Source organism: Nocardia brasiliensis ATCC 700358 (assembly GCF_000250675.2).
Lineage (GTDB): Bacteria > Actinomycetota > Actinomycetes > Mycobacteriales > Mycobacteriaceae > Nocardia > Nocardia brasiliensis_B.
Window position 1 is genome coordinate 4767590 of sequence record NC_018681.1, and the last position, 23464, is coordinate 4791053.

The 23464-nt window shown below is 68.8% G+C and carries 20 protein-coding genes and 1 pseudogene; 4 read left to right on the forward strand and 17 right to left on the reverse strand.

Translation table 11 applies throughout. The features are described 5' to 3' along the window. Window positions 1–49: 49 nt before the first annotated feature. Window positions 50–787, forward strand: a complete 738-nt coding sequence (locus O3I_RS21265; RefSeq protein WP_014985036.1) for a PP2C family protein-serine/threonine phosphatase — start codon at window positions 50–52, stop codon at window positions 785–787. A gap of 117 nt (window positions 788–904) precedes the next feature. Here the strand turns inward: O3I_RS21265 and O3I_RS21270 are convergent, their stop codons facing one another. Both O3I_RS21270 and O3I_RS21275 read right to left on the reverse strand, forming a co-directional pair. Next, complete coding sequence (locus O3I_RS21270; protein ID WP_014985037.1) at window positions 905–1486, reverse strand: hypothetical protein; 582 nt, start codon at window positions 1484–1486, stop codon at window positions 905–907. A gap of 247 nt (window positions 1487–1733) precedes the next feature. Beyond that, complete coding sequence (locus tag O3I_RS21275; RefSeq protein WP_014985038.1) at window positions 1734–2018, reverse strand: hypothetical protein; 285 nt, start codon at window positions 2016–2018, stop codon at window positions 1734–1736. Window positions 2019–2158: 140 nt separating this feature from the next. Between O3I_RS21275 and O3I_RS21280 the strand changes: the two genes are divergently transcribed. Next, window positions 2159–3724 (forward strand): sugar porter family MFS transporter, encoded by a 1566-nt coding sequence (locus tag O3I_RS21280; RefSeq protein WP_014985039.1) that lies wholly within the window; start codon window positions 2159–2161, stop codon window positions 3722–3724. 13 nt (window positions 3725–3737) lie between these two features. On the opposite strand, the gene O3I_RS44880 is transcribed toward O3I_RS21280, so the two are convergent. From O3I_RS44880 to O3I_RS21290, 4 genes and pseudogenes are all read right to left on the reverse strand, one after another. Beyond that, window positions 3738–4217, reverse strand: coding sequence for a hypothetical protein (locus O3I_RS44880; protein ID WP_141691934.1), 480 nt, complete (start codon window positions 4215–4217; stop codon window positions 3738–3740). Between the two features lie 68 nt (window positions 4218–4285). Further along, window positions 4286–4546, reverse strand: coding sequence for a DUF2510 domain-containing protein (locus O3I_RS46390; RefSeq protein ID WP_237748105.1), 261 nt, complete (start codon window positions 4544–4546; stop codon window positions 4286–4288). 138 nt (window positions 4547–4684) lie between these two features. Next, window positions 4685–4831 (reverse strand): annotated as a pseudogene (locus O3I_RS47065) (DUF4236 domain-containing protein); the annotation flags it as partial. Between the two features lie 386 nt (window positions 4832–5217). Then, window positions 5218–5406, reverse strand: coding sequence for a hypothetical protein (locus O3I_RS21290; protein WP_014985041.1), 189 nt, complete (start codon window positions 5404–5406; stop codon window positions 5218–5220). 1029 nt (window positions 5407–6435) lie between these two features. Between O3I_RS21290 and O3I_RS21295 the strand changes: the two genes are divergently transcribed. Both O3I_RS21295 and O3I_RS21300 read left to right on the forward strand, forming a co-directional pair. Further along, the gene (locus tag O3I_RS21295; RefSeq protein WP_014985042.1) at window positions 6436–7875 is read left to right on the forward strand and encodes a flavin monoamine oxidase family protein; all 1440 of its coding nucleotides are present in this window, start codon (window positions 6436–6438) and stop codon (window positions 7873–7875) included. Between the two features lie 26 nt (window positions 7876–7901). After that, the gene (locus tag O3I_RS21300) at window positions 7902–8639 is read left to right on the forward strand and encodes a response regulator transcription factor (RefSeq protein WP_202804853.1); all 738 of its coding nucleotides are present in this window, start codon (window positions 7902–7904) and stop codon (window positions 8637–8639) included. Between the two features lie 24 nt (window positions 8640–8663). Here O3I_RS21300 and O3I_RS21305 read toward each other — a convergent pair whose 3' ends face one another. The 11 genes from O3I_RS21305 to O3I_RS21355 are packed head-to-tail and all read right to left on the reverse strand — an operon-like array spanning window position 8664 to window position 23375. Next, window positions 8664–10061: an FAD-dependent oxidoreductase gene (locus O3I_RS21305; protein WP_014985044.1), complete on the reverse strand. Its 1398-nt coding sequence runs from the start codon at window positions 10059–10061 to the stop codon at window positions 8664–8666. Continuing rightward, entirely contained in the window at window positions 10054–14496 is a 4443-nt protein-coding gene (locus O3I_RS21310; protein WP_081594060.1) for a non-ribosomal peptide synthetase, read from the reverse strand. The genes O3I_RS21305 and O3I_RS21310 overlap by 8 nt, the downstream gene beginning before the upstream one ends. 1 nt (window position 14497) lies before the next feature. Further along, the gene (locus tag O3I_RS21315; RefSeq protein WP_014985046.1) at window positions 14498–16339 is read right to left on the reverse strand and encodes a non-ribosomal peptide synthetase; all 1842 of its coding nucleotides are present in this window, start codon (window positions 16337–16339) and stop codon (window positions 14498–14500) included. Then, the gene (locus O3I_RS21320) at window positions 16336–17226 is read right to left on the reverse strand and encodes an alpha/beta hydrolase (protein WP_014985047.1); all 891 of its coding nucleotides are present in this window, start codon (window positions 17224–17226) and stop codon (window positions 16336–16338) included. The genes O3I_RS21315 and O3I_RS21320 overlap by 4 nt, the downstream gene beginning before the upstream one ends. Continuing rightward, window positions 17219–18283, reverse strand: a complete 1065-nt coding sequence (locus tag O3I_RS21325) for a methyltransferase (protein ID WP_014985048.1) — start codon at window positions 18281–18283, stop codon at window positions 17219–17221. Before O3I_RS21325 ends, O3I_RS21320 begins: the two co-directional genes overlap by 8 nt. A 39-nt stretch (window positions 18284–18322) precedes the next feature. Continuing rightward, window positions 18323–19123, reverse strand: coding sequence for a tryptophan 2,3-dioxygenase (locus O3I_RS21330; RefSeq protein WP_014985049.1), 801 nt, complete (start codon window positions 19121–19123; stop codon window positions 18323–18325). Further along, the gene (locus O3I_RS21335; RefSeq protein ID WP_014985050.1) at window positions 19120–20301 is read right to left on the reverse strand and encodes a kynureninase; all 1182 of its coding nucleotides are present in this window, start codon (window positions 20299–20301) and stop codon (window positions 19120–19122) included. Before O3I_RS21335 ends, O3I_RS21330 begins: the two co-directional genes overlap by 4 nt. Then, the gene (locus tag O3I_RS21340; protein WP_424769586.1) at window positions 20298–21128 is read right to left on the reverse strand and encodes a phenazine biosynthesis protein PhzF; all 831 of its coding nucleotides are present in this window, start codon (window positions 21126–21128) and stop codon (window positions 20298–20300) included. Before O3I_RS21340 ends, O3I_RS21335 begins: the two co-directional genes overlap by 4 nt. Beyond that, window positions 21128–22012, reverse strand: coding sequence for an LLM class flavin-dependent oxidoreductase (locus tag O3I_RS21345; protein ID WP_014985052.1), 885 nt, complete (start codon window positions 22010–22012; stop codon window positions 21128–21130). Before O3I_RS21345 ends, O3I_RS21340 begins: the two co-directional genes overlap by 1 nt. Continuing rightward, complete coding sequence (locus O3I_RS21350; RefSeq protein ID WP_202804854.1) at window positions 22009–22908, reverse strand: L-tyrosine 3-hydroxylase; 900 nt, start codon at window positions 22906–22908, stop codon at window positions 22009–22011. Before O3I_RS21350 ends, O3I_RS21345 begins: the two co-directional genes overlap by 4 nt. Further along, window positions 22905–23375, reverse strand: coding sequence for a VOC family protein (locus tag O3I_RS21355; protein WP_014985054.1), 471 nt, complete (start codon window positions 23373–23375; stop codon window positions 22905–22907). Before O3I_RS21355 ends, O3I_RS21350 begins: the two co-directional genes overlap by 4 nt. Window positions 23376–23464 lie beyond the last annotated feature (89 nt).

The window sequence follows — 23464 nt, forward strand, 5'->3', positions numbered from 1 at the left end:
GGAAAGGTGCCGATCGGCACGAGCAGGTCTGCACGAGGAGGTCCGGCCCATGTGCTCGGCACCTGTCAGCGATGACACCGATCCCGAGGAGGTCCGCCTCACCGGCGCCACATGGGAATCGGTGAGCAGGCGCGGCGCGCGCTCGCTCAACGCCGACGCGGCCGCCACCCACACCGACCCCGGCACCGGCCGGACCGCGTTCGTCGTGGCCGACGGCATCGGCAATCATCTGCTCGCGGTCCGCGCCGCGCGCATGGTCGCCGCGGTCGCGGCCCGGGTCGCCACCGCCGACGGCGCCCGCGCGGGAATCCTTGCCGCCCAAGCGGAACTGCTCCGCCAGTTCCCGCAGTCCGAGGCGGACAGTGTGCTCGTCGTCGCGGTACTGCCCGCCGGCGACGGTCCCGCCGATATCGCCTGGGTCGGCGACTGCCGGGCCTACCGCTGGAACGGCCGGGTGCTGCACCAGATCACCGTCGACCACACCGTCGCCGAATTCTGGCGGATCCGCGGCCAGCAACCGCCGCCGCGCCTGAATCACCTCGTGACCACCTCGGCCCGCACCGTCCGGGCCGCCGATATCGGCCAGGCCGGCACCGGCTCCAGCAGCGGGCGGCTGCTGCTCAGCACCGACGGCGTGCACAAGCGGCTCGATATCGCCACCATCAAGGCCGTCCTCGCGAACTCCGCCTCCGCCACTCTCGCCGCCGACACCCTGGTCCAGTCCGCACTGCACGCGGGCGGCACCGACAACGCCACCGCGCTCGTCGCCGACCGCAGGCCCCGGTGAATCCCGGTGCGGTGTAGACCCCTACGAGAATGGCGATGGCCCCCGAACAAGGATCTGTTCGGGGGCCTCGGTAGCGAGGCTACACCGGACGGCAGGGTCTCGGGGGCGGTTTCTTGCTTACTTTTTGGCCACAGAAGATGACCCGGTGGTCCGCGCCGACACTTCCTCCCACAGGGGACCGAACACCAGCCACAGGCCGACGATCGCCCAGGCGCGACCGATCCACCACCAGAGTGCGTCCGCCTGATCGCCGCGCGCGATGGTGAGAATGATCAGCCCCAGCGTCAGTGAGGCGATCGCGGCCGCGAGCACCACTCGATTCCATTCCCGCCACAGTGCCGCGGCCTTCTCCGGTGAGCCCTTCGCCGGTTTCACCGGTGCCGGGCCGCCCGCGAAGCGGTGCGCGAACCGGACATCGGCCCAGCGCACGATCGCCGGTCCGAACGCGACGCTCACGCCCAGGTAGAGCGCGGCGATGCCGTGGATCGTCCCGGGCTTCGCACCCTGATGCAGGTCGATGGCCGCCGCCACGATCAGCGCGACGTCGAGCAGCGGGATCCCCCACAGCAGCGCCGCACCCAGCCCCCGCAACCGCAGCAGATACCGGGCCACCAGCCCCGCGGCCAGCAGCACCCACAGCCCGACCTCCGACACCACGATCATCGTCGCGACCGGGTTGTCGCGAACAAGATCAAACATTTCCGTCTCCCGCCGATTCGTCGAACAGTTCGAGCAGGTGCGCGCCCCTCTCCGACGCCGACCCGCCCTGCCTGATCAACGTAGGTCGCGCTCCGGCGTCGACGCGTCCTCCGATAGAACGACCTGCCTCCCGACATCCGGAGGACCCTGCGGGGTGCCCTGGGAAACAAGGGCACGCGTGCTCTGCCTAACGTTTCAGGGCGGTAAGGTCGGCGTTCGGCGGTCCATTTCGGAGCTGTCCGGTATTTCAGAGCTGCTTGACGATGTTCCCGTTCTCGTCCAGCACGGCGATCGACGGAGTGCCGTCGGCGGCGACGTGCAACCGAATTCGCGGACGCCCCTGCGCATCATGCAGTGTCAGCCCCGCACCTTCTTCGGTGTCCGCGAAAAGCTTGACGCCGAGCGGATGTTCGGCTTCCTCGATCGGCTTCGTCGGATCATATTGGGTCGCTGCCGATTCCGTCGACGGATCAGGATCCGGCGAGGTCCGCCCAGGAAAGGTGCAACTGGAACGGGTGTCGGTCGCCGCCAACGTATTCCGGCGAATCGGGCGTGGCACGTCTCGACGGCGAACGTTTCCCCGAAAGCAGCTCATCAAACCTCGGGGTAATTCTGTTCACAAATCAGTACCGCTGATTTGCGCACCGCCGACGAACACTATCAACTGGAAGGATGCCGACCGAGAATTCGACGACGATCAGACGCAGGCCTTTTCTGCCGCGGCTGCGCCGCCGGAATCTCGACGGTTACGAAATGGTTGTTTCCGCGCCGGAAAAACCGACAAAGGACGAAAGGCACATTGCGGACCGCAATGTCGTGGTCGTCGCATTGTTCGCCGCGCTGGGCGGCATGCTCTACGGCTACGACACCGGCATCATCTCCGGGGCGCTGCCCAAGATGTCCGCCGAGTGGGGCATCGACCACACCAGGCAGGAGATCGTGACCGCCGCGATCCTGGCCGGTGCGGTGATCGGCGCGCTGATCGGCGGATCGCTGTCCAAGACGCTGGGCCGGCGCAAGGTCATCTTCCTCATCGCGTGCGTCTTCGCCGTCGGGGTCATCGCGTGTTCGCTCGCGGTGGACGAGTGGATGATGGCCGCCGCCCGGCTGTTTCTCGGCCTCGCGGTGGGCGGCTGTTCGCAGATCGTCCCGACCTACATCGCCGAGCTGGCACCGCCGCATCGCCGCGGCGCCATGGTGACCTTCTTCAACATCGCGATCGGCGTCGGAATCTTCTTGGCGAACCTGGTCAGCCTGCTCGCGGCCGCGGGCGACACCGCCGAGCCCAGCGGCGATTGGCGCTGGATGATCGGCATCGCGGTGCTCCCCGCCCTGGTGCTCGGCGCGGCGATGCTGCGGCTGCCGGAGACCCCGCGCTGGCTGATCGAGAACGGGACGATCGGCAAAGCCCGCGTCGTGCTGCGCTGGCTGCGGCCCAATCGGTCCGCCGCGGTCGACGAGACCTTGCAGATCTGGGCGATCTCCCAGCAGGAGCAGCGGGAAGCGCGGGGCGGCTGGTCGAACCTGACTCAGCGCTGGGTGCGGCCCGCACTCCTCGCGGGCCTCGGCATCGCCGCCTTCACCCAGCTGTCCGGGCTGGAGATGATGATCTACTACTCGCACACCATCCTCGGCAGCGCCGCGGGTTTCGGCACCGGCCTGGTGGTGTGGTCCGGTTTGGGTATCGCGACCGTCTATCTGATCTTCACCGCGGTCGGCGAACGACTGGTCGACGTGGTGGGCCGCCGCCGGCTGATGCTCACGCTGATCCCCGGTTCGACCGTGTTCCTGCTCTGCTTCGGACTGATGTTCGTGCTCACCGACCACCCCAACCGCTATCTCACCGTCGGGTTGATGCTCGCCTACATGGCGTGCAACGCCGCCGGGCTCCAGGCGGTCGGCTGGCTGCTCGGCTCCGAGCTCTACCCGCTGAGCATCCGCGATCGCGCGACCAGCCTGCACGCCGTGGCGCTCTGGGGTTCGAACCTGGTGCTCACCCTCACCGCGCTGAGCACCATCGACACCCTCGGTCTCGGCCCCGCGTTCGTCATGTACGCCGGATTCAACCTGCTGTCACTGATTTTCGTGTTCTTCTTCGTCCCGGAGACAAAGGGGCATTCGCTCGAAGACATCGAACAGTCCTTGCGCGAAGGAACTTTTATGCCGTTGCGCGGCAATATCGGCAGCCGAGTCCAGGTTCCCGACAATGGCCCGCTTCCCGCGACCCAATCCCCCTGATCCCGAAGAACTCTCACCGCCCCTGCGGCTCCCCCTCCGCGCGCACCGGTCCAGGCGGATCGCCTTCGTCGCGGACGGTGTCGGGCGGCTCCCCCTCATCCCGGACCGCGCCAGGTCGGCCGCCCTCATCCCGGACCAGCCGAGACCGGTCGCCCTCGCCGCGTACCAGCGCAACCGGGTCACCCGCACCGCGGGCCGAACCGGGCGGCTCCCCTTCATCGAGGACCGCGCCAAGCGCGCCACCCTCATCCTGGACCGCGCCAGGCGACGCACCCTCATCGCGGACCGTTCCAGGCGGGCCACCCTCGTCCCGGAGTGTGCCGGGTGGCTCACCTTCGTCGCGCCGCGTTTCGGGTGGATCACCCTCCGCGCGAACGGTTTTCGGGCGCGCGGACGGCAGGATCACTGGGCTGGCACCGGATTCGGTTACGGCGACGTGTTCGACCTGCGCGTGCAGGGCGGGTGGCGGCGGGGGCATGTCCATCAGCGGCATCGGGTCACTGTCGCCGACACCCGCGCTGGGGTCGAGGATTCGGTCTGCTCAGCGAACCGTCCGGCGGCTCAGGCTCGGCGCTGTTCGGTATCGGGAGCCGGTTTGGTGTGTTCGGTCCATGCCTGCCCGTCCCACCAGTACAGCAGCCGACCACCGGAGGGCGGGTGATACCAGCCCGGGGGTACGTTCCACACCGGCGCGGGCGATGTCTGCCCAGCGGTGTGCTGTTCCCCGGCGATGCGCGCGCAGAAGACGAAGAACGCGGCGGTGACTGCAAGCGCGAGCGCGCCGGCGATCAACCCTTGCACCAGCAGCAGGAGCGCGACCACACCGCAGATCCCGGCGAGTACCTGCAGGAGGACGCGCCCGTCCGTGAGACGAGGTGACGAACGCCCCGCGAACACGGCACGAGGCGACGGATTCCGGCCTCGGACGCGCCGCGCCCCGACCATTTTGGTGTCCGAGATCCCCGTCCCGGGAATTCGTACCGTTCGGCTCACCCGCCCGTCGGCGCGCTTGGTCACCCGTAACGGACCCCCACCCGCGCTGTACCCGAACCCGGTCTTCGATACGGTGACCCGCACCGGACCATATTTTCTGTGTACCCGGACCACGCACTGCTCCTTCGAGCATCGAACTCGACCAGCCTGCGAACGACTCCGATGGTACTGCGCCCCACCCCGCCCGATCGATGAGTTCGCGCCCCCGGTTCACGCCCCTCGATGCCCAGGGCACCACAGGCCCGCACGTCCGATCAGCCACGGCCGCTACCCGGCCACCCATCTCCGCCGACGACGAGCGCCTGCCGGTGCCGAACCCGCTCCGCTCGCACAGCGGCGGATCGCGCCGAATCCCGCGCCAGCGCAGGCGAAGAAGCCCCACCGCGCCCGCAGGGCTACTGCCCGCGCCCAACCTTCGCACGCGGAGGCTGGGACGCTGACTGCGGCGGTGGTGCGGAAGACCGCGCCGACCCGTCTGACGGAGCCGCGCGGCGCCCTGACTACCGGCGCGCGCGGCGGCGGAAGCGGAAGGAGCGGGTGCCGGTGCCGACGCCGGCTAGGTGCAGGGCGATCAAGAGGAAGCCGAGGGTCACCAGGGTGCCCGCGGTGATCGTGTCGCCGAGGGTGGCATCGGTCAGGTCGAGCAGCAGCGCGAGTCCGAACGCGACTGCGGCGGCAATGGCCATCATGGTGAACCTCCTTGTGCTGCCCCGGAAGTACCCAGCGGCGCGCGGCGCAACCACACCGTTTGGGTCGAACACCGTCCGCCCCGGTTACGGGGGTCGACCAGACGCTGTCAGAGCCGACTCGCACCCCTCTGGCCGATGCACACACCGTGCACCCCGGACCTGAAAGTCGTTACGTCCCAGGTACTCCAGCGCACTCTTGTCCACACCCACTAGAGGCGGCACCGGGCGCTGTGTCGGCGAGGACGCCGCCTGCTTCGCACGCGCATGCGGCACTGCAGACTTCCGGCTGACCGTACGTGAACCCCGTATACCAAATCGCCAGACCTTAAAAACGCAACCATTGCACTTCGATTATCGTTTCGACGAAAAGCCGGACACATCAAAACGATCCATTAGATGCCACCGGAGCCGACACCGAAACCCGAATGCGCGAGGGTCGATACCCACCCTGGCTCGAGCCGGGCAATCGAGCCGGCCATCATTCGCCCGCATAGTGTTCGGTGGGCGCAAGCCCCGATTTCCTTGCCTCATCGCACATCCCGAGCGCGGATTCCTTGGCACCCCGCTCAGCACGCTGACCGGTCGGTTACCACTGCCCGTCACCGCGGTCAAGCGTTCGCACACGATTAGCCTCGGGCCCACACTTCGCCGAGCAGAAGATCGAAGACAGACCGTGCGTATCACCGATGGCCAGTGAAAACACCGATGAAAGCGGCGATTTCGGCCCGATTCGCCGGAGAGTTGACAGGCTTCAAACAGGCATCGAATGTGACAACGGTCACAACATAGCAAGCAAACAACGTCCCGCCAGTGAGGTGTACAACGCACTCACCGAGTTACATTGCGGCAACTGAAACTTGTTTGCACCACTTCGGGCACATTGATACGATAATTTCATTCGCAAAAGGATTATAGCTTGGATGCGGACGCTTGATTTTCGTCGACGCTATGACCTGTCGATGAAGAAGCTTCATCAATAACGTCAGCGAGCCCGGCGGAAATCAGTGGCAGTTCGCCGGAAGGATCGCAGTGCTGAGGCTTACACAGGAAGACGTCAGGCGCACCTTCGACGCGGGACTCCCGGTCGGCAAACACACCGGCTCCGTCATCATCGTCGGCGCCGGATTGTCCGGCCTCGCCGCAGCAAATGAATTGGCGCGCAACGGAACTCACGTCACCGTGCTGGAGGCGAGCGATCGGCCCGGCGGCCGCACCCGCACCCTGCGCGACCCCTTCGACGACGGACTGCGCACCGAAGCCGGCGCGATGACGGTGACCGAGCACTGCCATTACACCATGCATTATCTGCGGGCGCTCGGCCTGAAAACGGAGCCGAGCGATCTCGTCGACACCGATTTCAGTTATTACCGTCATGGCACCAGAATACGCCCCGACCAGCTGGACGACCACGCCGAAATATTGGGCCTGCATCCGCACGAAAGAAATCGCACGGTCGCGGATCTGATCGCCGAATACGTGACGAAGCCCAATGCGGACATCTGCCCCGAAATAGCGGAACTCGGCTGGACACCGGCCCCGCAGCTACTGGAACTCGACCGTATTTCCGTGCGCCGGGTCCTCGAGGATCGAGGGGCGTCGGCCGCGGCGATCGATCTGATGGAACCGATGTTCCTGGAAATGCGCGGCGGCGAACTGGAATCCGCCTCGGCCATGGCGTGGGCCCGCTATGAATCCGGCCCCCGCTCGTTCACCACCGCGGATGCCCGCTGGTACAAGGTCGAGGGCGGCACCGACCGGCTCGCGCACGCACTCGCCGACGGGATCAAAGACCGCATCCACTATCGCAAACCGGTCGTCCGGATCAGCCAGACCGACCACGAGGCGCAGGTGAGCTTCGTCGATCACAACCGGCTGCAGACGCTCTGCGCCGACCGGGTGATCGTCACCGTCCCCTTCACCAGCCTGCGCCGGATCAACCTGTCCATGGCGCGGCTCTCCGCCGCGAAACATTCGGCCATGCGCCGGCTGCGCTACTCGTCGGTGCTGCGCATCTTCTTGCAGATGCGAGCCCAATTCTGGCCGGAGAAACGGCTGATGCTGTCCACCGACACCCCGCTCGGCACCGTGCGCGACGGCACACCCGGCCTACCTGGCCCCCGCAAGATCCTCGAATGCTGGCTCACCGGCTGGCCCGCGCAAGCCGCGGCGAACATGAGCGAGGGCGAGCGGGTGAATTTCGCGCTGCACGAACTGGAGTCGATTCTGCCGGGGGCGCGGGACCACTTCGAACTGGGCACCTCGGTGGCATGGGACAACGAGCCCTATATCGGTGGCGCCTACGTGCTACCCGAACTGGAACACGGCGAGCTGATGGCACACACCCGGACACCGGAAGGACGCGTACATTTCGCAGGCGAGCACACCGCATTCGAACCCAACGGCGGCTCGATGAACTACGCGCTGGAGTCGTCCATACGAGTTCTGCTCGAACTCACGTCTTTCACTTGATGGCAACACCTGGAAGGAGTAGCGCGTTGCTTCATCCGCGCTTGTTGATCGTGTCGGATTGCGCGGGGGTCGACGACACCGTCAAAGACCTCGAACGGCACGGGTTCGTGCCCGAGCCGATCTCGACGGGGGCCGCCACGCTCGCCACCTACGCCGATTTCGATGTGGTGCTCATCGATCTCGACTTCACCGATTTCGACGGACTCACGCTGTGCCGGGAGATCCGCGCCGCCAGCGATATTCCGATCATCGCCTTCGCCTCTTCGCTCGACGAACTCGATCAGGTCCTCGCCCTCGAAGCCGGGTGCGACGACTGCATCGTGAAGCCTTACCACAGCCGCGAACTCATGGCACGGCTGCGCGGTCTGCTCCGCCGGGTGCACATGATGTCGCAGCCCGCGCTGATCGTCGGCCAGCTGGAGATCGACTCGGCCCTGCGGGAGGTCCGCGTCGGCAATCGGCTCATCGAGCTGACCCGCAAGGAATTCGAACTGCTCCGCCTGCTCGCCACCGAACCGCAGAAGGTTTTCTCCAGAGCCGAACTGCTGCAACGGGTCTGGGGGTACGACGACGTGGACGCCGAGGTGACCTCACTGGCCAGCCGCACCATCGACACCCACTTGAGCAGCATCCGCAAGAAGCTCGGCTCCGCGGACTGGATCGTCACCGTGCACGGCATCGGCTTCCGGTTCAACGACGAAGCGACCCGCGGCAAGCCCGCACCGGCCGTGGAGGCGGCCAATGCGGGCGGCACCGCGGGCTGACGCGCGTACGCCGCCCCGGTCGGCTCAGCCCGTACGCCGCTCGTGCGCACCGAAGGTGCCGCGGGCCGAGCCGAGGAATTCGGCGATGATGGCGTCCTGCTCGATGCGCGGATCACGGCCGTCGCACAGCGCGTCCAGTACCGCGCTCGCTTCTCGATGCGCGCGTTGCGCCGCGTCGTAGGGCATGTGCGTGAACGCCACCAACTGATACAGCGGAGTGAACAGGTCGGGGCGCAATTCGTGCAGCCGACGTTCCAGTGCGCGCCGTTCCAGGAACGCCGGATTGTTCACGTGGTCGGACAACTCTTCCAGGTTCCGCAACGAGAGTTCCGCGAGTGCATGACCCGCCTTCACCCGTACATCGCTGTATTCGTCGGCGACGACCTCGGCGACCGTCGCCAGGGTGCCGCCCTCGTAGCGGACGGCCGCCTGGAACTTCTCCACCAGGTTCGCCAGCGTGGCCGCATCCTCGAAACTGCAGTTGATGCCCTGCCCGAAGAACGGGACCACCGCGTGCGCGGCATCGCCGACCAGCACCGCGCGGCGGTGATGGTAGGGCGCGCAGCTGATGATCCGGAGCTGGCCCGGGCTGCGGCTCGCCAGCTCCGAGCCCACCTCGGCCATCCGGCCGAACACGTCCGGGAACTGCGTCGCGCAGTAGTCGCTGATCGCGGCGGCCGAGGACAGCTCCGAAAAGTGCCTGCGCCCATCGCTTTCCGTCAGCGGCTTGAACAGGCTGGTGGTGAAGGTCTGGTCCCGGTTGGGCTGGGCCTGCAGGAAGTGGTCGCCGCGCGGCCACAGGTGCATGCCCGTGGGATCGGCGTCGCCGTAGTCCATGGTGATCTCGGCATAGCCGTGCGCGATGGTGTCGCGGGTCACCCACATATCCGTGGGATGCGCCGCGACGATGGCGTCGCGCACCGCGCTGTGCGCGCCGTCGCAGCCGACCAGCAGGTCGCCGTCGACCCACGCCGAACTGCCGTCCCGGTCGCGCAGCAGCGCTGCGGCCCGACCGGTGTCCACCCCGACGCACTCCAGGCCGTAGTGGATGCGCGCGCCTGCCCGTAACGCCTGGTCGCGCAGCAGATCCTGTAACACCCCGCGCGGAATGGACAACAGGTGGTGGTTGTAGAGCGTCCCGTACGGCTGGGTGGAGATCGCGCCGTCCCGGTGATGGATGATCCGCTTGGCCAGCACCGTGCCCTGCAAATAGAGCCGGCGTTTGACCGTGCGCGGCAGGCAGTCGAGCCCGCGCGAGGTGAGCGTCAGGTTGAACGAGTGCCCGGACCCGGTGCCCGCGGACTCGGTGCCGCGCTCGAAAACGTCCACCTGCAAACCCTGTTGGCGCAGCAGGGTAGCCAGCGCGCACCCGACCGGGCCCGCGCCGATGATCACCACCGAGCGCATCTCCAGTTCAGTCATTGTGGTCTCCTCCCGTATCCGGCCCGTCGGGCGGCGCCACGGCCCCGACCGCGCGGAAGTACTCGAACATCCGATGGATCCAGCCGGTGTCCGCCTGCGGATACGGGCAGCCGACGTCGGCCAGTGCGCGCCTGGACTTTTCGTTGTCGAAGGTGTGCGTGCCGAGCCGCATCACGCCCTCGCGCATGAGCGGCACCAGCGGGCCGAGGCCCTGCCGTTGGTCGTCGCTGTCGCCCACCTCTTGCTCCAGGGCGCCCATCCATTCGGTACCGCTGGTCGGCGCTATCGAATACCCTTCCGCGCGCACGGTTTCCAGGATGGTCGGCCAATTCAACCCGTCCGGGTGGTACAGATGCCAGGTCTCGTTGTCCGGCTTGCCCTCCGACAGCTGGATGATCGCGCGGGCCACGTAGTCCACCGGCAACAGGTCCACCGCGGGAGCGTCGACGATATCGTCCGGGTAGCGGCCGAGCAGCGCGAAACCCTTCATCTGCAACCAGAAGAAGTCGTCGTGCCGGCACGCACCGGTCCGGCGGTGCCCGGCGATGCGGCCGACCCGGTGCACGGTGACCGGCAGTCCGGCCGCGCGCGCCCGCAGCGCCAATTGCTCACCGACCCACTTGCTCTGGGAGTACCCGATGCCCAGCGAGGCCGGGTCGCCCGGCACCGTTTCCTCGCCGATCAGGCCGGTGCCGGAATCGGGCGGGAAAACGCCCATCGTCGAGATCAGGCGCAGCGGCGTGGCGTTGACCGCGCAGAAGTCCAGCAGGTGGCGCAGTCCGTCCACGTTCGTGCGTTTGACCGTGTGATAGGGCACGACGAAATTGATGTGCGCCGCCGCGTGATAGACCTGCGCGATATCGCGCGCCTGCCATTCGTAGCCGCTGCCCAGGCCGAACCGCGGCTGGTCGAGATCGCCGAGGCAGATGTCGACCTCGTCGAGCCCGGACGGATCGAGCGCGAATTTCCGGAACGCGCGCCGCAGCCGTTCCCGTCCCTCCTCGACGCTGTCCGCGCGGACCAGGCAGCGCACGTGATGGCCGGTGCGTTGCAACTCGTCCAGCAGGTGACTGCCGAGGAATCCGGTTGCGCCGGTGAGGAATACCGTTCCGTCGGCGGGTTCCTGCCTGGCACCGACCACGAAGTCGCGCAGTTCGGCTTCCGCGCGCAGATCCGGCCCGGCCGCCGCCGTGCGGTCGGCGAGGATGTGCGCCATCCCGCGCGGTGTCGGCGTGCTCAGCAGCGCCGAGAGCCCGACCTCGGTGTCGAAGCGCCGCTTGACCATTCGATGCAGGCGCGCGGCGAGCAGCGAATGCCCGCCGAGCACGAAGAAGTCGGCGTCCGGGTGCGCGGGCCGCTCGCCGAGCACCTCGGCCCACAGCTCCGCGAGCACCTGTTCGGTACCGGTCCACTCGGCCTCGGCCGAACCGGACCCTGCCGAGGCAGGCCCGCTCGACTCGGCGGGACCGCGCTCGGGGGGATCGCAGTCGGGGAGATTGCAGTCGGGGAGATTGCAGTCGGGGGGATTGCAGTCGGGGGGATTGCACAGCGCCGTCAGTGCACGCCGGTCGGTCTTGCCGTTCGCGGTCACCGGCATCGCGTCGATCCTGGTGAGCCGGCGCGGAATCATGTAGTCGGGCAGCGCCGCCCCGACGCGCGCACGCCAGTCCGGCGGCGGCTCCGTGTCGCTCTGCACGAACGCGTGCAGCGTGCGGTCGCCGCCCGCGGGCACGACCAGGACCGCGGCGGCCTCCACCGCCAATTCGCGTTCCAGAGCGGCCTCGATCTCGCCCGGTTCGACGCGATACCCGCGGATCTTGACCTGGTCGTCCTTGCGGCCGCGGTAGTGCAACTGCCCGTCCGGGGCCAGCACCACCACGTCGCCGGTGCGATACATCAGCTGCCCGGCGACGAACGGATCCGGCACCATGGCCTCGCGCGTCTTCTCCGGCAGACCGAGATACCCGGGCGAAATCACCGGTCCCGCAACGCATAGTTCGCCCTCGACGCCGAACGGAACCCGCTGTGCGGTGCCGGTCGTGCCGGAATCGTCGAGCACGTAGGCGTCGACGCCCGCGACCACCCGGCCGATCGATGGGATGGTGGGCCAGGCGCCGGGATCGGCGGGCAGTTCGTCCCAGCTGCACAGGTGGGCCTCGGACGGGCCGTACGCGTTGATCAGCCGGGCCGCCGGGTGCCGCCGGAACATCGCCCGCAAGTCCTCGGTCACCACCAGCCGCTCCCCGGTCACGTACACCTCGCGCAGCTCCGGCAACGACACCGTCGCGGATCGCAGCACCGCGGCCAGCTCACGCAACGCCACGTACGGCAGGTACACCCGCTCGATCCGCTCGCGCGCCAACAGCTCGGCCAGCGCCTCGAAATCGGTGCGCGCCGCCGCCGGCGGAACGACCAGCGTGCCACCCGCACACAAGGTTCCGAAGACTTCGAGGGCGAACACGTCGAACGCGGGCGGCATGTACTGCAACGTGCGCAGCGCGCGGCCGGACGAGCAGAGGGCTTGGTTGTGCACCAGGTTGGCCAGTGTGATCTCCGGCAATCGCACGCCTTTGGGGCGGCCGGTGGAACCGGAGGTGTACACGATGTACGCCGTGTCCACCGGGGTCTTGCGCGACTCGTCGAATGTCGCTGCGACAGCTTCGATCTCGGTGCAATCGAGCACCTCGACGCCGGTAGGGAGTTCGATCTCCGCGGCGCCCGAGTCGGCGGTCCGCAGCAGAATCGTTGCGCCGCAGTCGCGCAGCGCGAAGCTCAGCCGCTCCCCTGGGTGGTCCGGATCGAGCGTCACGTAGCCGCCGCCCGCACGCAGGATGCCGATGATCGTGGCCACCAGGTCCAACCCCGGACGCAGCAGCACCGCCACCGGCTGCCCGTCGCGAATTCCTCTGGCGGCCAGCGACTCCGCGACCGCGTCTGCGCGCCTGGCCAATTCGGCGTATGAGGTCTCCGTACCGTCCGCACGCACTGCCGGATCCGCTGCCGCGGCAGCCACCCTCGCCGCGAAGAGATCGGCGGTCAGCTCGGTGCCGAGGGCGGGCGCGGCACCGCGGCGGGCACACAGTTCGGTGATCGCCCGCTCTTCGTCCGCACCGATCCAGCGCAACGCCGTCACCGCGGTGTCCGGGTCGGCCAGCACGCTGTCCACCAGCGTGACCACCCGCTGCGCCAGGTATGCGGTGAACCGCCCACCCTCCGGTGCGGCGGTGCGGTGCTCCACGACCACGGTGAAACGGTCCGCCGTCTCGTCGACCAGCATCGCCATGTCGTACTTGGCCCCACCCGGCGCGTGTTCCCAGGTCTGCACGCCCCAGGTGGGCAGGTCCAACCGCCGGGCGGCCGCGGGCATCACCGTGATCATCGCGTTGAACAGGTCGGCGGCACCGTCCTGGTGGCCCCCGCGCAACTCGCCGAGCACCGTCGCCAGCGGTGTGTGCCGATGCCGAAGCGCTTCCAGCACTTCCTTTTTCACGGCCTCGAGCACATCGCGGGCGGTGTCGGCGCGGTCCAGCCGGTGCCGGAGCACCACGGTGTTGGTGAGATGCCCGAGCACCTCCGCGTCACCGGCGCCGCGCACCGAGACCGGGAGACCCAGGAGCAGATCGTCGCGCCGGGTCTGCCGATGCAGCAGCACGAAGCACAGTGCGATGAAGAACATGCTGGTGGTCACGCCCTCGGCGGCACAGAACGCCCGCACCCGCCCAGATACGTCCTCGTCCAGGATCAGCTGCCGCGTCACCTGCCGGGCCTCGCCCACGCCCGGCAGACTCAGCTGCGGTGCCGCGGGCGCGTTCGCCAGCTTCGCCTGCCAATGCCGCAAGTCCGCGGCGTCGGCGCACAGATCCGACCACCGCGCGTAGGACTCGACCGACTGCCGCCGTTCCCGCCGGGACGGTTCCCTGCCCTGCGTCAGTGCGGTATAGGTGGCTTCCAGCTGACTGAGGTATGGCTTCCAGGACAGTCCGTCGAACACGGTGTGGTGAATGTTGAACACCAGCACACTGCGGCCTTCGGCCCGCCAGCGCAGATGCCGTACCCGCGCGAGCGGACCGTTGCGCAGGTCGAATTCGGTTGCGGTCACCCGGGTCACCTGGTCGGCCACCCATTCCTCGGGATCGCCGCCCGGGTAGTCCACTACGTCGACCACCGGGGCCAGTTCGCCGTGCACCACCTGCCGCAGATCGCCGTCGTCGGCCATCTCGAAGGTCGTGCGCAGGGCGGTGTGATCCTGATGGACCATACCGAGCGCCCGCACGAGCACCCCGTGCGCCAGCCGCAACGGCACCCGCAGCACCAGCGGCTGGCTGTAGGCCGTGGGATCGGCGCCGTAGACGCTGGCGAACCACATCCCGGGCTGGGCGGGCGAGGCGGGCCATCGCCGCGCCTCGACCGTCTGGAACTCATTACAAGCCGTCATGTCAGCCTCGCGCTCGCTTGGTGCGAATCAGGTCGGCGACGCCGCGCACGGAGCCGGCGCCGACCATCTCGTCGGGCGCCAACGCGACGCCCAGCACGTCCTCGAGCCGTGCCCCGAGGTCGATCAATTGCAGGGACGTCACACCGCTCTGGAGCAGGCCCGCGTCCAGCTCGAGTTCCGCTGTCCTGGTGATGTCGGCCAACGCCGAGCGCACCACGGCGGCGATCCGATCCGGGGGCTCGCGCTGCGCGGACTCGACGGTCTCGGCCCCGTCGGCCCCGTCGGCGCCGTCCGCCGTCTGCTCCGCGAGCAGCGACGACAGGCGCTTGCGGTCGATCTTGCCGTTGGTGTTGCGTGGAAATGCTTCCAGCGTCAGCACTTTCGACGGCACCATGTAGTCGGGCAGCCGCTCGCGCAGGTGGGCGGTGAGTTCGACCTCGGACAGTTCGGTGCCGAGCGCGGGCACGCACCACAGGGCGAGTTGGCCCGCCGCGCCACCGCTCGGCACCGCCTGTGCCACCGCCTGCTGCACGCCGGGGAACTCCTCGGCGGTGAGTTCGACATGGCGCGGTTCCACCCGGAACCCGCGCACCTTCACCATCTGGTCGGTGCGTCCCGCGAGCACGATCTCGCCGCGCTCGGTCAGCTTGGCCAGGTCGCCGGTCCGCAACAGCCGAACACCGTCGTGCCGGACGAACTTTCGCGCCGTGAGGTCGGGATCGCCGAGATACCCCGACGCGACGCCGTCGCCCGCGATGCACAGCTCGCCGATCGTCCCGGGCGGGCATTCGTTCAGGGCCTCGTCCCGTACCGTCAGCTCGACCGTGGGCATGGGGCGCCCGACCGGGATCTCGGCCGCGGCCAGATCGGCGGGCGTGATCTTGTGTACCGCGGTCAGCGCGGAATTCTCGGTGCACCCGAAGGCATTGAGCACCTCACCGCCCACGACCGCGAGGGCGCGCTCGACATGCGACGCGGCCGGGAAATCACCGCTGACGATCACCGTCCGCACCCCGGCCAGGCTCTGCGGATGATGTTCGACGAGCAGGTTGAACAAACCGACGGACAGGTTGAGCACCGTGATCTGTTCGCGCGCAATGAGTTCCGCCAGCTCGCCGAGCGGCGGCATCTCCTGCGGCGCGACGCTGAGCCTGCCGCCGCGCAGCAGGCAGGTCCAGATATCGGTGGTCGATGCCGCGAACGCGGGCTGCGCGAGTTGCAGGAACCGATCCTGCGGGCCGGGGGTGAACCCGGTGAGATGACGGGCGACCCTGGCGATGCCCCGATGCGCGATCACCACGCCCTTGGGCGCGCCGGTCGAGCCCGAGGTGAACAAGACGAAAGCCGGTGCCGCCGGGTCGATGTCGAGCTCGAGCGGTGTACCGGGCAGCGCCGACGCCGCGGCCAGCAGCTCGTCCACCGGCACGCACCCGGCTTCGGGGAGGCCGTCGACGACAGCGTCGACCACCGTCAGGGCGGGAGTAGCGACTTCGCACATCCGGTCCTTGTGCGCCGCGGGGTGGGCCGGATTGAACGGGACCACCACCAGCCCGGCCTTCAGGATCCCGAGAAATATTTGATACGTGGCGAGTCCACGGTCGAGATGGACGCCGACCCGGGCCCCCGGTGCCAGGCCGTGTTCGCGCAGCGCCCGCGCCAGTCGATCGGCCCCCGCGTCCAGCTCGGCGTAGGTCAGGGTGGTCGTGCCGTCCGAGATCGCCTCGCGTGCGGCATGTTCCCGTGCCGCCCGCTCGAAGGCGTCGACGATCGTGTCGGTGGTTGCCGCCCCGGTCCGGTCCGTGTCGACGGACTCGACCGGTGTTGCGGTTGGCGAGTGTGTCATCGGGCTGATGTCACCGTCCCTTCCGGTGTGGTTGCGCCTCGACGGCCTGCCGCGAGGCCGAAGTGCCGCAGGCTGATCCGGCCGAACGGGGTCGACGGATCGGCCAGATCCAGCGGCAGATCGAAGTGATCGCGGTCCGGCACGATCTGTGCCCGCACCGGGATCGACTGTGCGGCAAGGTAAGCCGCGTACATCTCGTGCTGACGCAGGTAGGTCCGCGTCTCGTGGCGGCCGACCGCGAGCAGGATCGAGTCGCAGCGCGGCGCGGGCATCCGCAGCGGACTGCACTCGTGCGCCAGTTCAGGTGTCAGCCGTACCGCGTCGTTGACGTAGGTGCGCGGGATCTCGGTCAGGTCGTAGAGCCCGCTCAGCAGGCACGCGCTGCGCACCCGCGGCGCATCGTCGCCGGCCAGCGCCGCGGCGAGCAGATGCGCGCCCGCGCTGCTGCCCGCGACGTGTACGCGCGCCGGGTCGATGCCGAACAGCGATCCGGAACCGTCCAGCCAGGCCAGCGCCCGGGCCACCGAGGCGATCATGCCCGGCAGTGTCCGGTCGGGCGCGAGCCCGTATCCGAGCGCCACGAAAGCACATCCGCGGGCCCGTGCCTGCCTGGCCGCGAAACACGCGTCGTCGATGCCGGACTCCTGCCAGTGCCCGCCGTGCACGAAAACGAGGGCGGGCGTCTCGGGCCCGCGCGTGCCGGGCGGCACGGCCGGGAACACGTGGCACCGTTCGCCCCGCCCGCCGCCGTACGGCACGGCCATGTGCGCGTCCAGCCGGGACCGGGCCAGATCGCTGCGCATCCGGTAGCGGCGCAGCGTGCCCGCCGGATCGCGGGCGGCGCTGCTCGGCGAATACTCGCGGTCGAGCGTGCTGCGCTCACTCATCGGATTTGCGCCCCTCGATCACCCCGTGCGGTGTCCACCCGGCGCTGCGAATGCGGGTGACCTCAGCGAATCCCGCTGTGCGCAGCCACTCTTCGTGTTCGCGCCAGGGGTAGATCGTCGATTCCTCGGACGGCAGCGTGGCGAAGTACACGTTGTCCAACGCGGTGTAGAGCGGTCCGCGCCCGTCGTCGTCGGCGAACGCGTTGAACACCAGCACCCGTCCGCCGGGCGGCAGCGCCGTGTACGCCCGCTGCAGTAGCGTCCGGTTCTGCTCCGGCGACCAGATCACGAACTGGTGCGCGAAGAGTACGACGTCGTAGCCGCCGGGCAGCGGTTCACCGAACATATCGCCCGCGATCACGTCGATGCGGTCGCCGAGGTCCGCGGCCGCGATGTTGTCCCGGGCCACGTCGACCGCGCCTTCGAGGTCGAACACCGTGATCCGCAGATCCGGATGCGCCCGCGCGATCGCGATCGCGTTGACCGCGTCGCCGCCACCGACGTCGAGGATTCTGGTCACGCCGGTGTAGTCCACCTGGTGCAGCAGCACCGGATTCGACAGCTCCGACCAGGAGTGCATGCCGCGGAAGAACAGATTCTCCAGCTCCGGGGTCTGTTCCAGCCGCGAGTACAGATCGCTGCCGGTGCCGGGCAGGTGTTTGAGGCCCAGATTCTTCCCGGTCCGCAACGATTCCGCGTACTCCTTCGCGGGCAGGTACGACAGCCGCTGCTGGAAGTCGATGATGTTGCGCAGCAGCGGCCAGGTGCCGTCGGCCATCGCCGCGGCCAGCGTCGCGCCGAGCCGGTAGTGGTCGCCGTCGCGGTCGGTCAGGCCGAGCGAGGTGGTGCCGAGCAGCAGCATGCGCGCCGATTTACCCGGCAGGCCCAGGCCCGCCGCCGCGTCGTCGCTCGTGGCGGGACCGTTCAGGTCGAGATATTCGAACAGTTGCAGTTCCGAGGCCGCGCGCAGCTGCTGGAAGGCGGCGAAGCCGAACAGCACCGGGACCAGCGAGGTGAGATCGACCGGCTTGCTGAGCTCGGTCTGCGTTTCCGTCATCGTGATCGTGTTCCTTACCGTCGTTGTCGTCGTTTACCGCTAGAGCCGGGTGCGGAAGGTCCACAGCTCCGGGAAGAAGCGGTGTTCGTTGATGGCCCGCAGCCACGGCGCGCCGTCGGTGCCCGCGGTCCCGCTCTTGCCGCCGAGCATCCGTTCGACCACCAGCAGGTGCGTGGCCCGCCAGTGCGAGAACTGGTACGCCACCTCGAGCAGCGCCTCCGCGAGCCGGTGTGCGTCGCGATGCCGGGCCGGGTCCCGGTAGATCTGCAGCCAGACGTCCTCCACCTCCGCCAGCGGTTCGTGCTGCGCGGCAGCGGGTTTCGCGACGCACGCCGCAGGGATCGCGAACCCTCGGCGCGCAAGGTGTTGCAGTGCCGCGTCATAGAGCGACGGCTGTGCCAGCTCCGTGCGCAGCACCGGATGCCCGTCCCGGTGTGCCGCCTCGACCTGCCGGGCCGGCCGGTTGCCCATCACGAATTCCAAAGCGCGGTAGGCGAAGGACTGCGTGCCCGACGCGTCGTTGAGCACCTCGCGGAAGGCCACGTACTCGTCCACGGACATGCCGTTCAACGATTCCCAGCAGGCCACGAGCACCCGCTGCGTGCGGGTCGCCCGGGACAGAGCCAGGCAGGCGTCGGCGACGTCGTCGCGCCCGAGCGCGGCGCGAGCGGTGCTCAGATCATCGATCACCGCGCGGAACAGCAGCTCTTTGACGTGGCTGAGCAGGATGAAATTCAGCTCGCCGCGCGCGTCGCTGCGCGGTCGCTGCAGCGCGTGCAGCTCGTCCATGTGCGCGTAGGTGACGTACTCGGGGACAAGGTATTCCGGGGCGCTGGTCATAGCACTCCTTCCGTGGCGTGGCACAGCACGTCGACCGCGCGGGACACCTGCTCGTGGGTCACGTACAGCGGCGCGAAAGCGAACCGGATCAGGTCGGGCGGCCGGGCATCGACGAGCACGCGGTGCTCGGCCAGTACGCGTTCCACCTTGTCCGCCTCCGGAATTCGCAACGCGAGATGCCCGCCGCGCCGCGCCGGATCCCGGGGCGAGGCCAGTCGCTCCAGCAGCGGCGAACGGCGTTGCGCGAGGCAGTCCAGAAAGAATTCGCCGAGCGCCACGCTGCGCCGGTGCAGTGCGTCGATCCCCACCTCGACCAGGGGCGCGAGCGCGTGGTGCAGTCCGACGAGACTGAGCAGCGGCGGTGTCCCGGTGCGGGCGCATTCGATCCCGGCGGCCGGCTCGAAGACCGGCGACATATCGAACGGCCGCGCGTGGGCGTGCCATCCCGTCAGCGGAAAGTCCACCGTCGCTTGCAGTCTGGCCGGCAGGTAGAGGAACGCCGGTGCGCCGGGACCGCCACCGAGGTACTTGTATCCGCATCCCACGGCGAGGTCGACCGCGTTGGCATCCAGGTCCACGGGCAGCACACCGGCGGCGTGGCTGAGGTCCCACACCGACAGCGCCCCCACGTCGTGACACAACGTGGTGATCGGCCGGATCGCGCGACGTTCACCGGTCCGGAAGTCCACCGGCGCGGTGACGGCCACGGCCACCTGCCCCCCGTGCTCGCACAGGTACGAGTCGAACTCCCCGTGTGATTCGACGACGAGTTGCCGGTCCAGCAGCCGGGCCACCGAGTCGGCGATATACAGGTCGGTGGGGAACGATTCCGCCTCGATCAGCAGCACCGGCCGGTCGCCACGCAGGCGGCAGGCCGCCACCAGCGCGTTGAACAGCGTGGTGGAGGTCGTCTCCCCCGCCACCATCACCTGCCCCGGCCCGGCGCCGAGCAGCGGGGCCAGCCGGTCCCCGATCGTGCGCGGCAGGTCGAGCCACCCGTCCTGGAACCAGCCCTGCACCTGCCTGGGCGCCCACTGGCCGGACACGACCCGGTCGAGCTCGTCCCCGAGACTGTGCCGGGGCGGTCCGAGCGAGTTGCCGTTGAGGTGGACCGCGCCGTCGGTGGCGAACTCGTCCGCATAGGCGGCGAGCGGATCGGTATCGTCGCGAATTGTCATGCTTCACAAGCTTTCTCATCGTCGCCCTGCGGCACCCAGACCTGTCCGGTGATGCGCACGCGGGCGGTGCCGTCCCGAAGCGAGCCGACGCAGCCGAAGACCGACTCGGTGCCGTGCCGGGTCACCTGACGGATGGTCAGCGGCGTCGAATCGGGCGCATCGAGTTGCAGCGCGGCTACGCCGAGCGCGGCGGCGGCCGGGAGGCATCCGGCGTCTTCGGGTATGCCGAAGCCAGGGGCGAACACACAGGCGAGCACCTCCCGGCGCGCCGGGTCCCAGCGGAACGCGGTCAGGTCGGTGACCTCGAGCTCGCGCATGCGATCGAGGTCGGGTACGGGCAGCCCTCGTGGGTCCGCCGACACCCGGACGAAGTTGAACGCCCTGCCGACTCCGCCCGCATGCGATTCGCCGGTAGCCCAGCCGAACTCGGCGGCGTCGTGCGCCGGTTCCTGCCGCACGGCGGGTCCCTCGAAGGGCACCCGAACTTCGCTGCCGTCGGTCCACAACCACTGGGTGCCCGCCGCCGCGGTCCAGCCGACCTCGCCCGGGGCGAGCCGGCCGGTGCCGACCAGACAGGCGGCGACGCCCGCCAGCGAGTGCGTCGCGAACGGCGTCTCGCCCGCGGCGTTGAAGGTCCGCGAGGCGAAAGTCTTTCGCGTTCGGGAGCACTCGTCGACCAAGACGGTCTCGCAGGCATCGCTGCGGCGCGCGAATGCCGCGGCGGCCCGCGCCGCGTCCTCGGCGCTCGCGTCCGTGCGGACGAGCACATCCAGCGCGCTGCCCCGCCCGGGCGCGGCCCCGAACATGTCCACTGTCGTCACCCGCATCATGCGGCCCTCACATGCTTTTCGGCGAACTCGAGCACGACCTGTTCGTCGCCCTGGTACGGCTGCTCCGGGCGCGGCCAGTGCACCACGAGGTCGGTGATGCCGAGTTCCTCGAGTTCGCCCGCGGCGTCCTCGTAGGCCGCGAGCGAGCCGGTGATCCCCGCCACCGCGGCATCGCCGACGAACACCCGGCCCAGGGTGGCCGGATCCCGGCCCAGCCGCTCGCACGCGGCGTCGATGCCGCGCAACTGCTCGCGCAGCGCCGGCACCACCTCGCGCAGCGGCCGACCGCGAAAGTCGTTGGGCGGCCCGGAGGTAACCCAGTACTGGGCGAACCCGGCCGCCAGCGCCATGCCCCGCGGGCCGGTCGCGGCCACGGCGAACGGCATGCGCCCGGCGGCGCCGGCGCGCGGATGGAAGTCCACCCCCGCGGCCGTGTACCAGCGCGACACCTTGTTCACCCGCCCGCCGGCCAGTACGGTGTCCAGCAGTTCGACGAACGTCTCGAAGCGATCGGCGCGCTCGCGCGCGCCCAGATCGGGGCCGCCGAGCAGGCTCACGTCGAAACCCGGTGCGCCCGAACCCAGCCCGCAGATCAGCCGGCCGCCGGCGACGTCGTCCACGGTGACGAGTTCCTTGGCCAGCGCGACCGGGTGCCGGAAGTTCGGGGTGGCGACGAGCAGCCCGAGACCGATGGTGTCGGTGACCGTCGCCGCGGCGGTGAGCGTCGGGATCGCGCCGTACCACGGGCGATCGGCGAGCCAGCGCCACATCAGATGGTCGTAGGTCCAGGCGTGCCGGAAGCCGAGTTGCTCTGCGGCGCGCCAGCGTTCGGCGGCGACCTTCCATTCGTGCTCGGGCAGCAGGACAATTCCGTGCTTCATCGGCGCACCTCCTCGAGGCGCATCTCCGATACCAGCCGAGCCGCGCGGTCCACGACCTGGACGGCGTAGGTGATCAGCGGCTGCATCACCGCCTCGGACCGGTCGCCGACCACCGGGTGGTGCCGGCCGTCGACCATCGGATACATCCCGTGGTGCGACAGGTCCACGGTGAGCTCGGTGATCCGCGCGTCGAGCTGGGCGACGAATTCGGCGTGGCTCACCGGACGCCGCACGGTGAGGAAGAAGTTGTCGTACAGGTCTTCCTTTTCCCGGGACACGCTGACGCCCGGGGCCCCCACCGACTGCTGTAGCAGCGAACGCCCATCCGGGACCAGATGATCGGCGATATGACTGTGCGTCAACTCGTTTCGGTCGACCGCGGCGTCGAGCGCCCGGCACGACGGATCGTCTTGCCAGGGCAGCCTGCCGTGGAACAGCCGGCGCACCGGCCGGTAGTCCGGCGCCCAGGTGCCGCTGAACGCGGGATGCTGCAACGCCATCCGCGGGCGGATGTCGGCGTGGTAGTGGTCCCGCGGGACCGTGGACGAATACAGCAGCATCGCGCTGTAACCGTCGATGCAGGCGGAGAGCACTTCCAGCTCTCGTTCGCCCGGCACCTCGTCGGGGTACTGGCACACCACATCGCACATCGCCCGCCAGAGCAGGAAGGAGATCTGGTGACCCGCGATCCAGCGATACCAGAACAACCGCTCGGCCTCGACCGGTTCGGTGCCGAACATGGGGTACTCCACCGCATCTCGTGCCGCGAGCACGGCGTCCCCCGCTGGCGCGGACTCGTCGAACGGCTCGCCGAGCGACGGCATGAACAGCAGCCGCGGTTGCAATGCGGGCGGGCGTTGCCGGCCCGCCGACCTATATCGGCCATTCCTGCTCACGACGCCGCCTCGGGAAAGTAGATGAACTCGAGCTCGAGACCGTTGGGGTCCAGCACGTACAGGCTCTGCATGCCGTCCGCGTCGGTCACGATGTCCGACGGCGGATCGTCTCTGGCCCAAGCGATATCGGACCGCTCCCGCACCTGCAGCCACTGCGCGCGCAGCCGCACCAGATCCGCCGGGTGCCGCACCGTGATGCCGGCGTGCTGAAACTGGTAACCGAGCGGGTCGGGGCCGTCCTTGCTGTGCCCGGCCCGGTCGAAGACGTGGAATCGCAGGTCGCCCTTCTTCAGTTCGACCAATTTCTCGATTCCGGGTAGCCGGTCGTGGGTCAGTGGCGAGAAGCTGTCGAGTGACCATTCGACCGTTGCCCCGAGGAATTCCCGATACCACTCGATCGTGGCGTCCACGTCATCGGTCTGGATGGCGAGGTGGTGGAATCTCGGCGCGATGTCAAGCCCGTGCATCGGATGCCCTTCCGTCGCGAATACGCTTGCGGTATTCCCCTCATCGCAGCTGTGGGAGGGGATCGTCCCAGCGCTTCCATCGTCGGTCG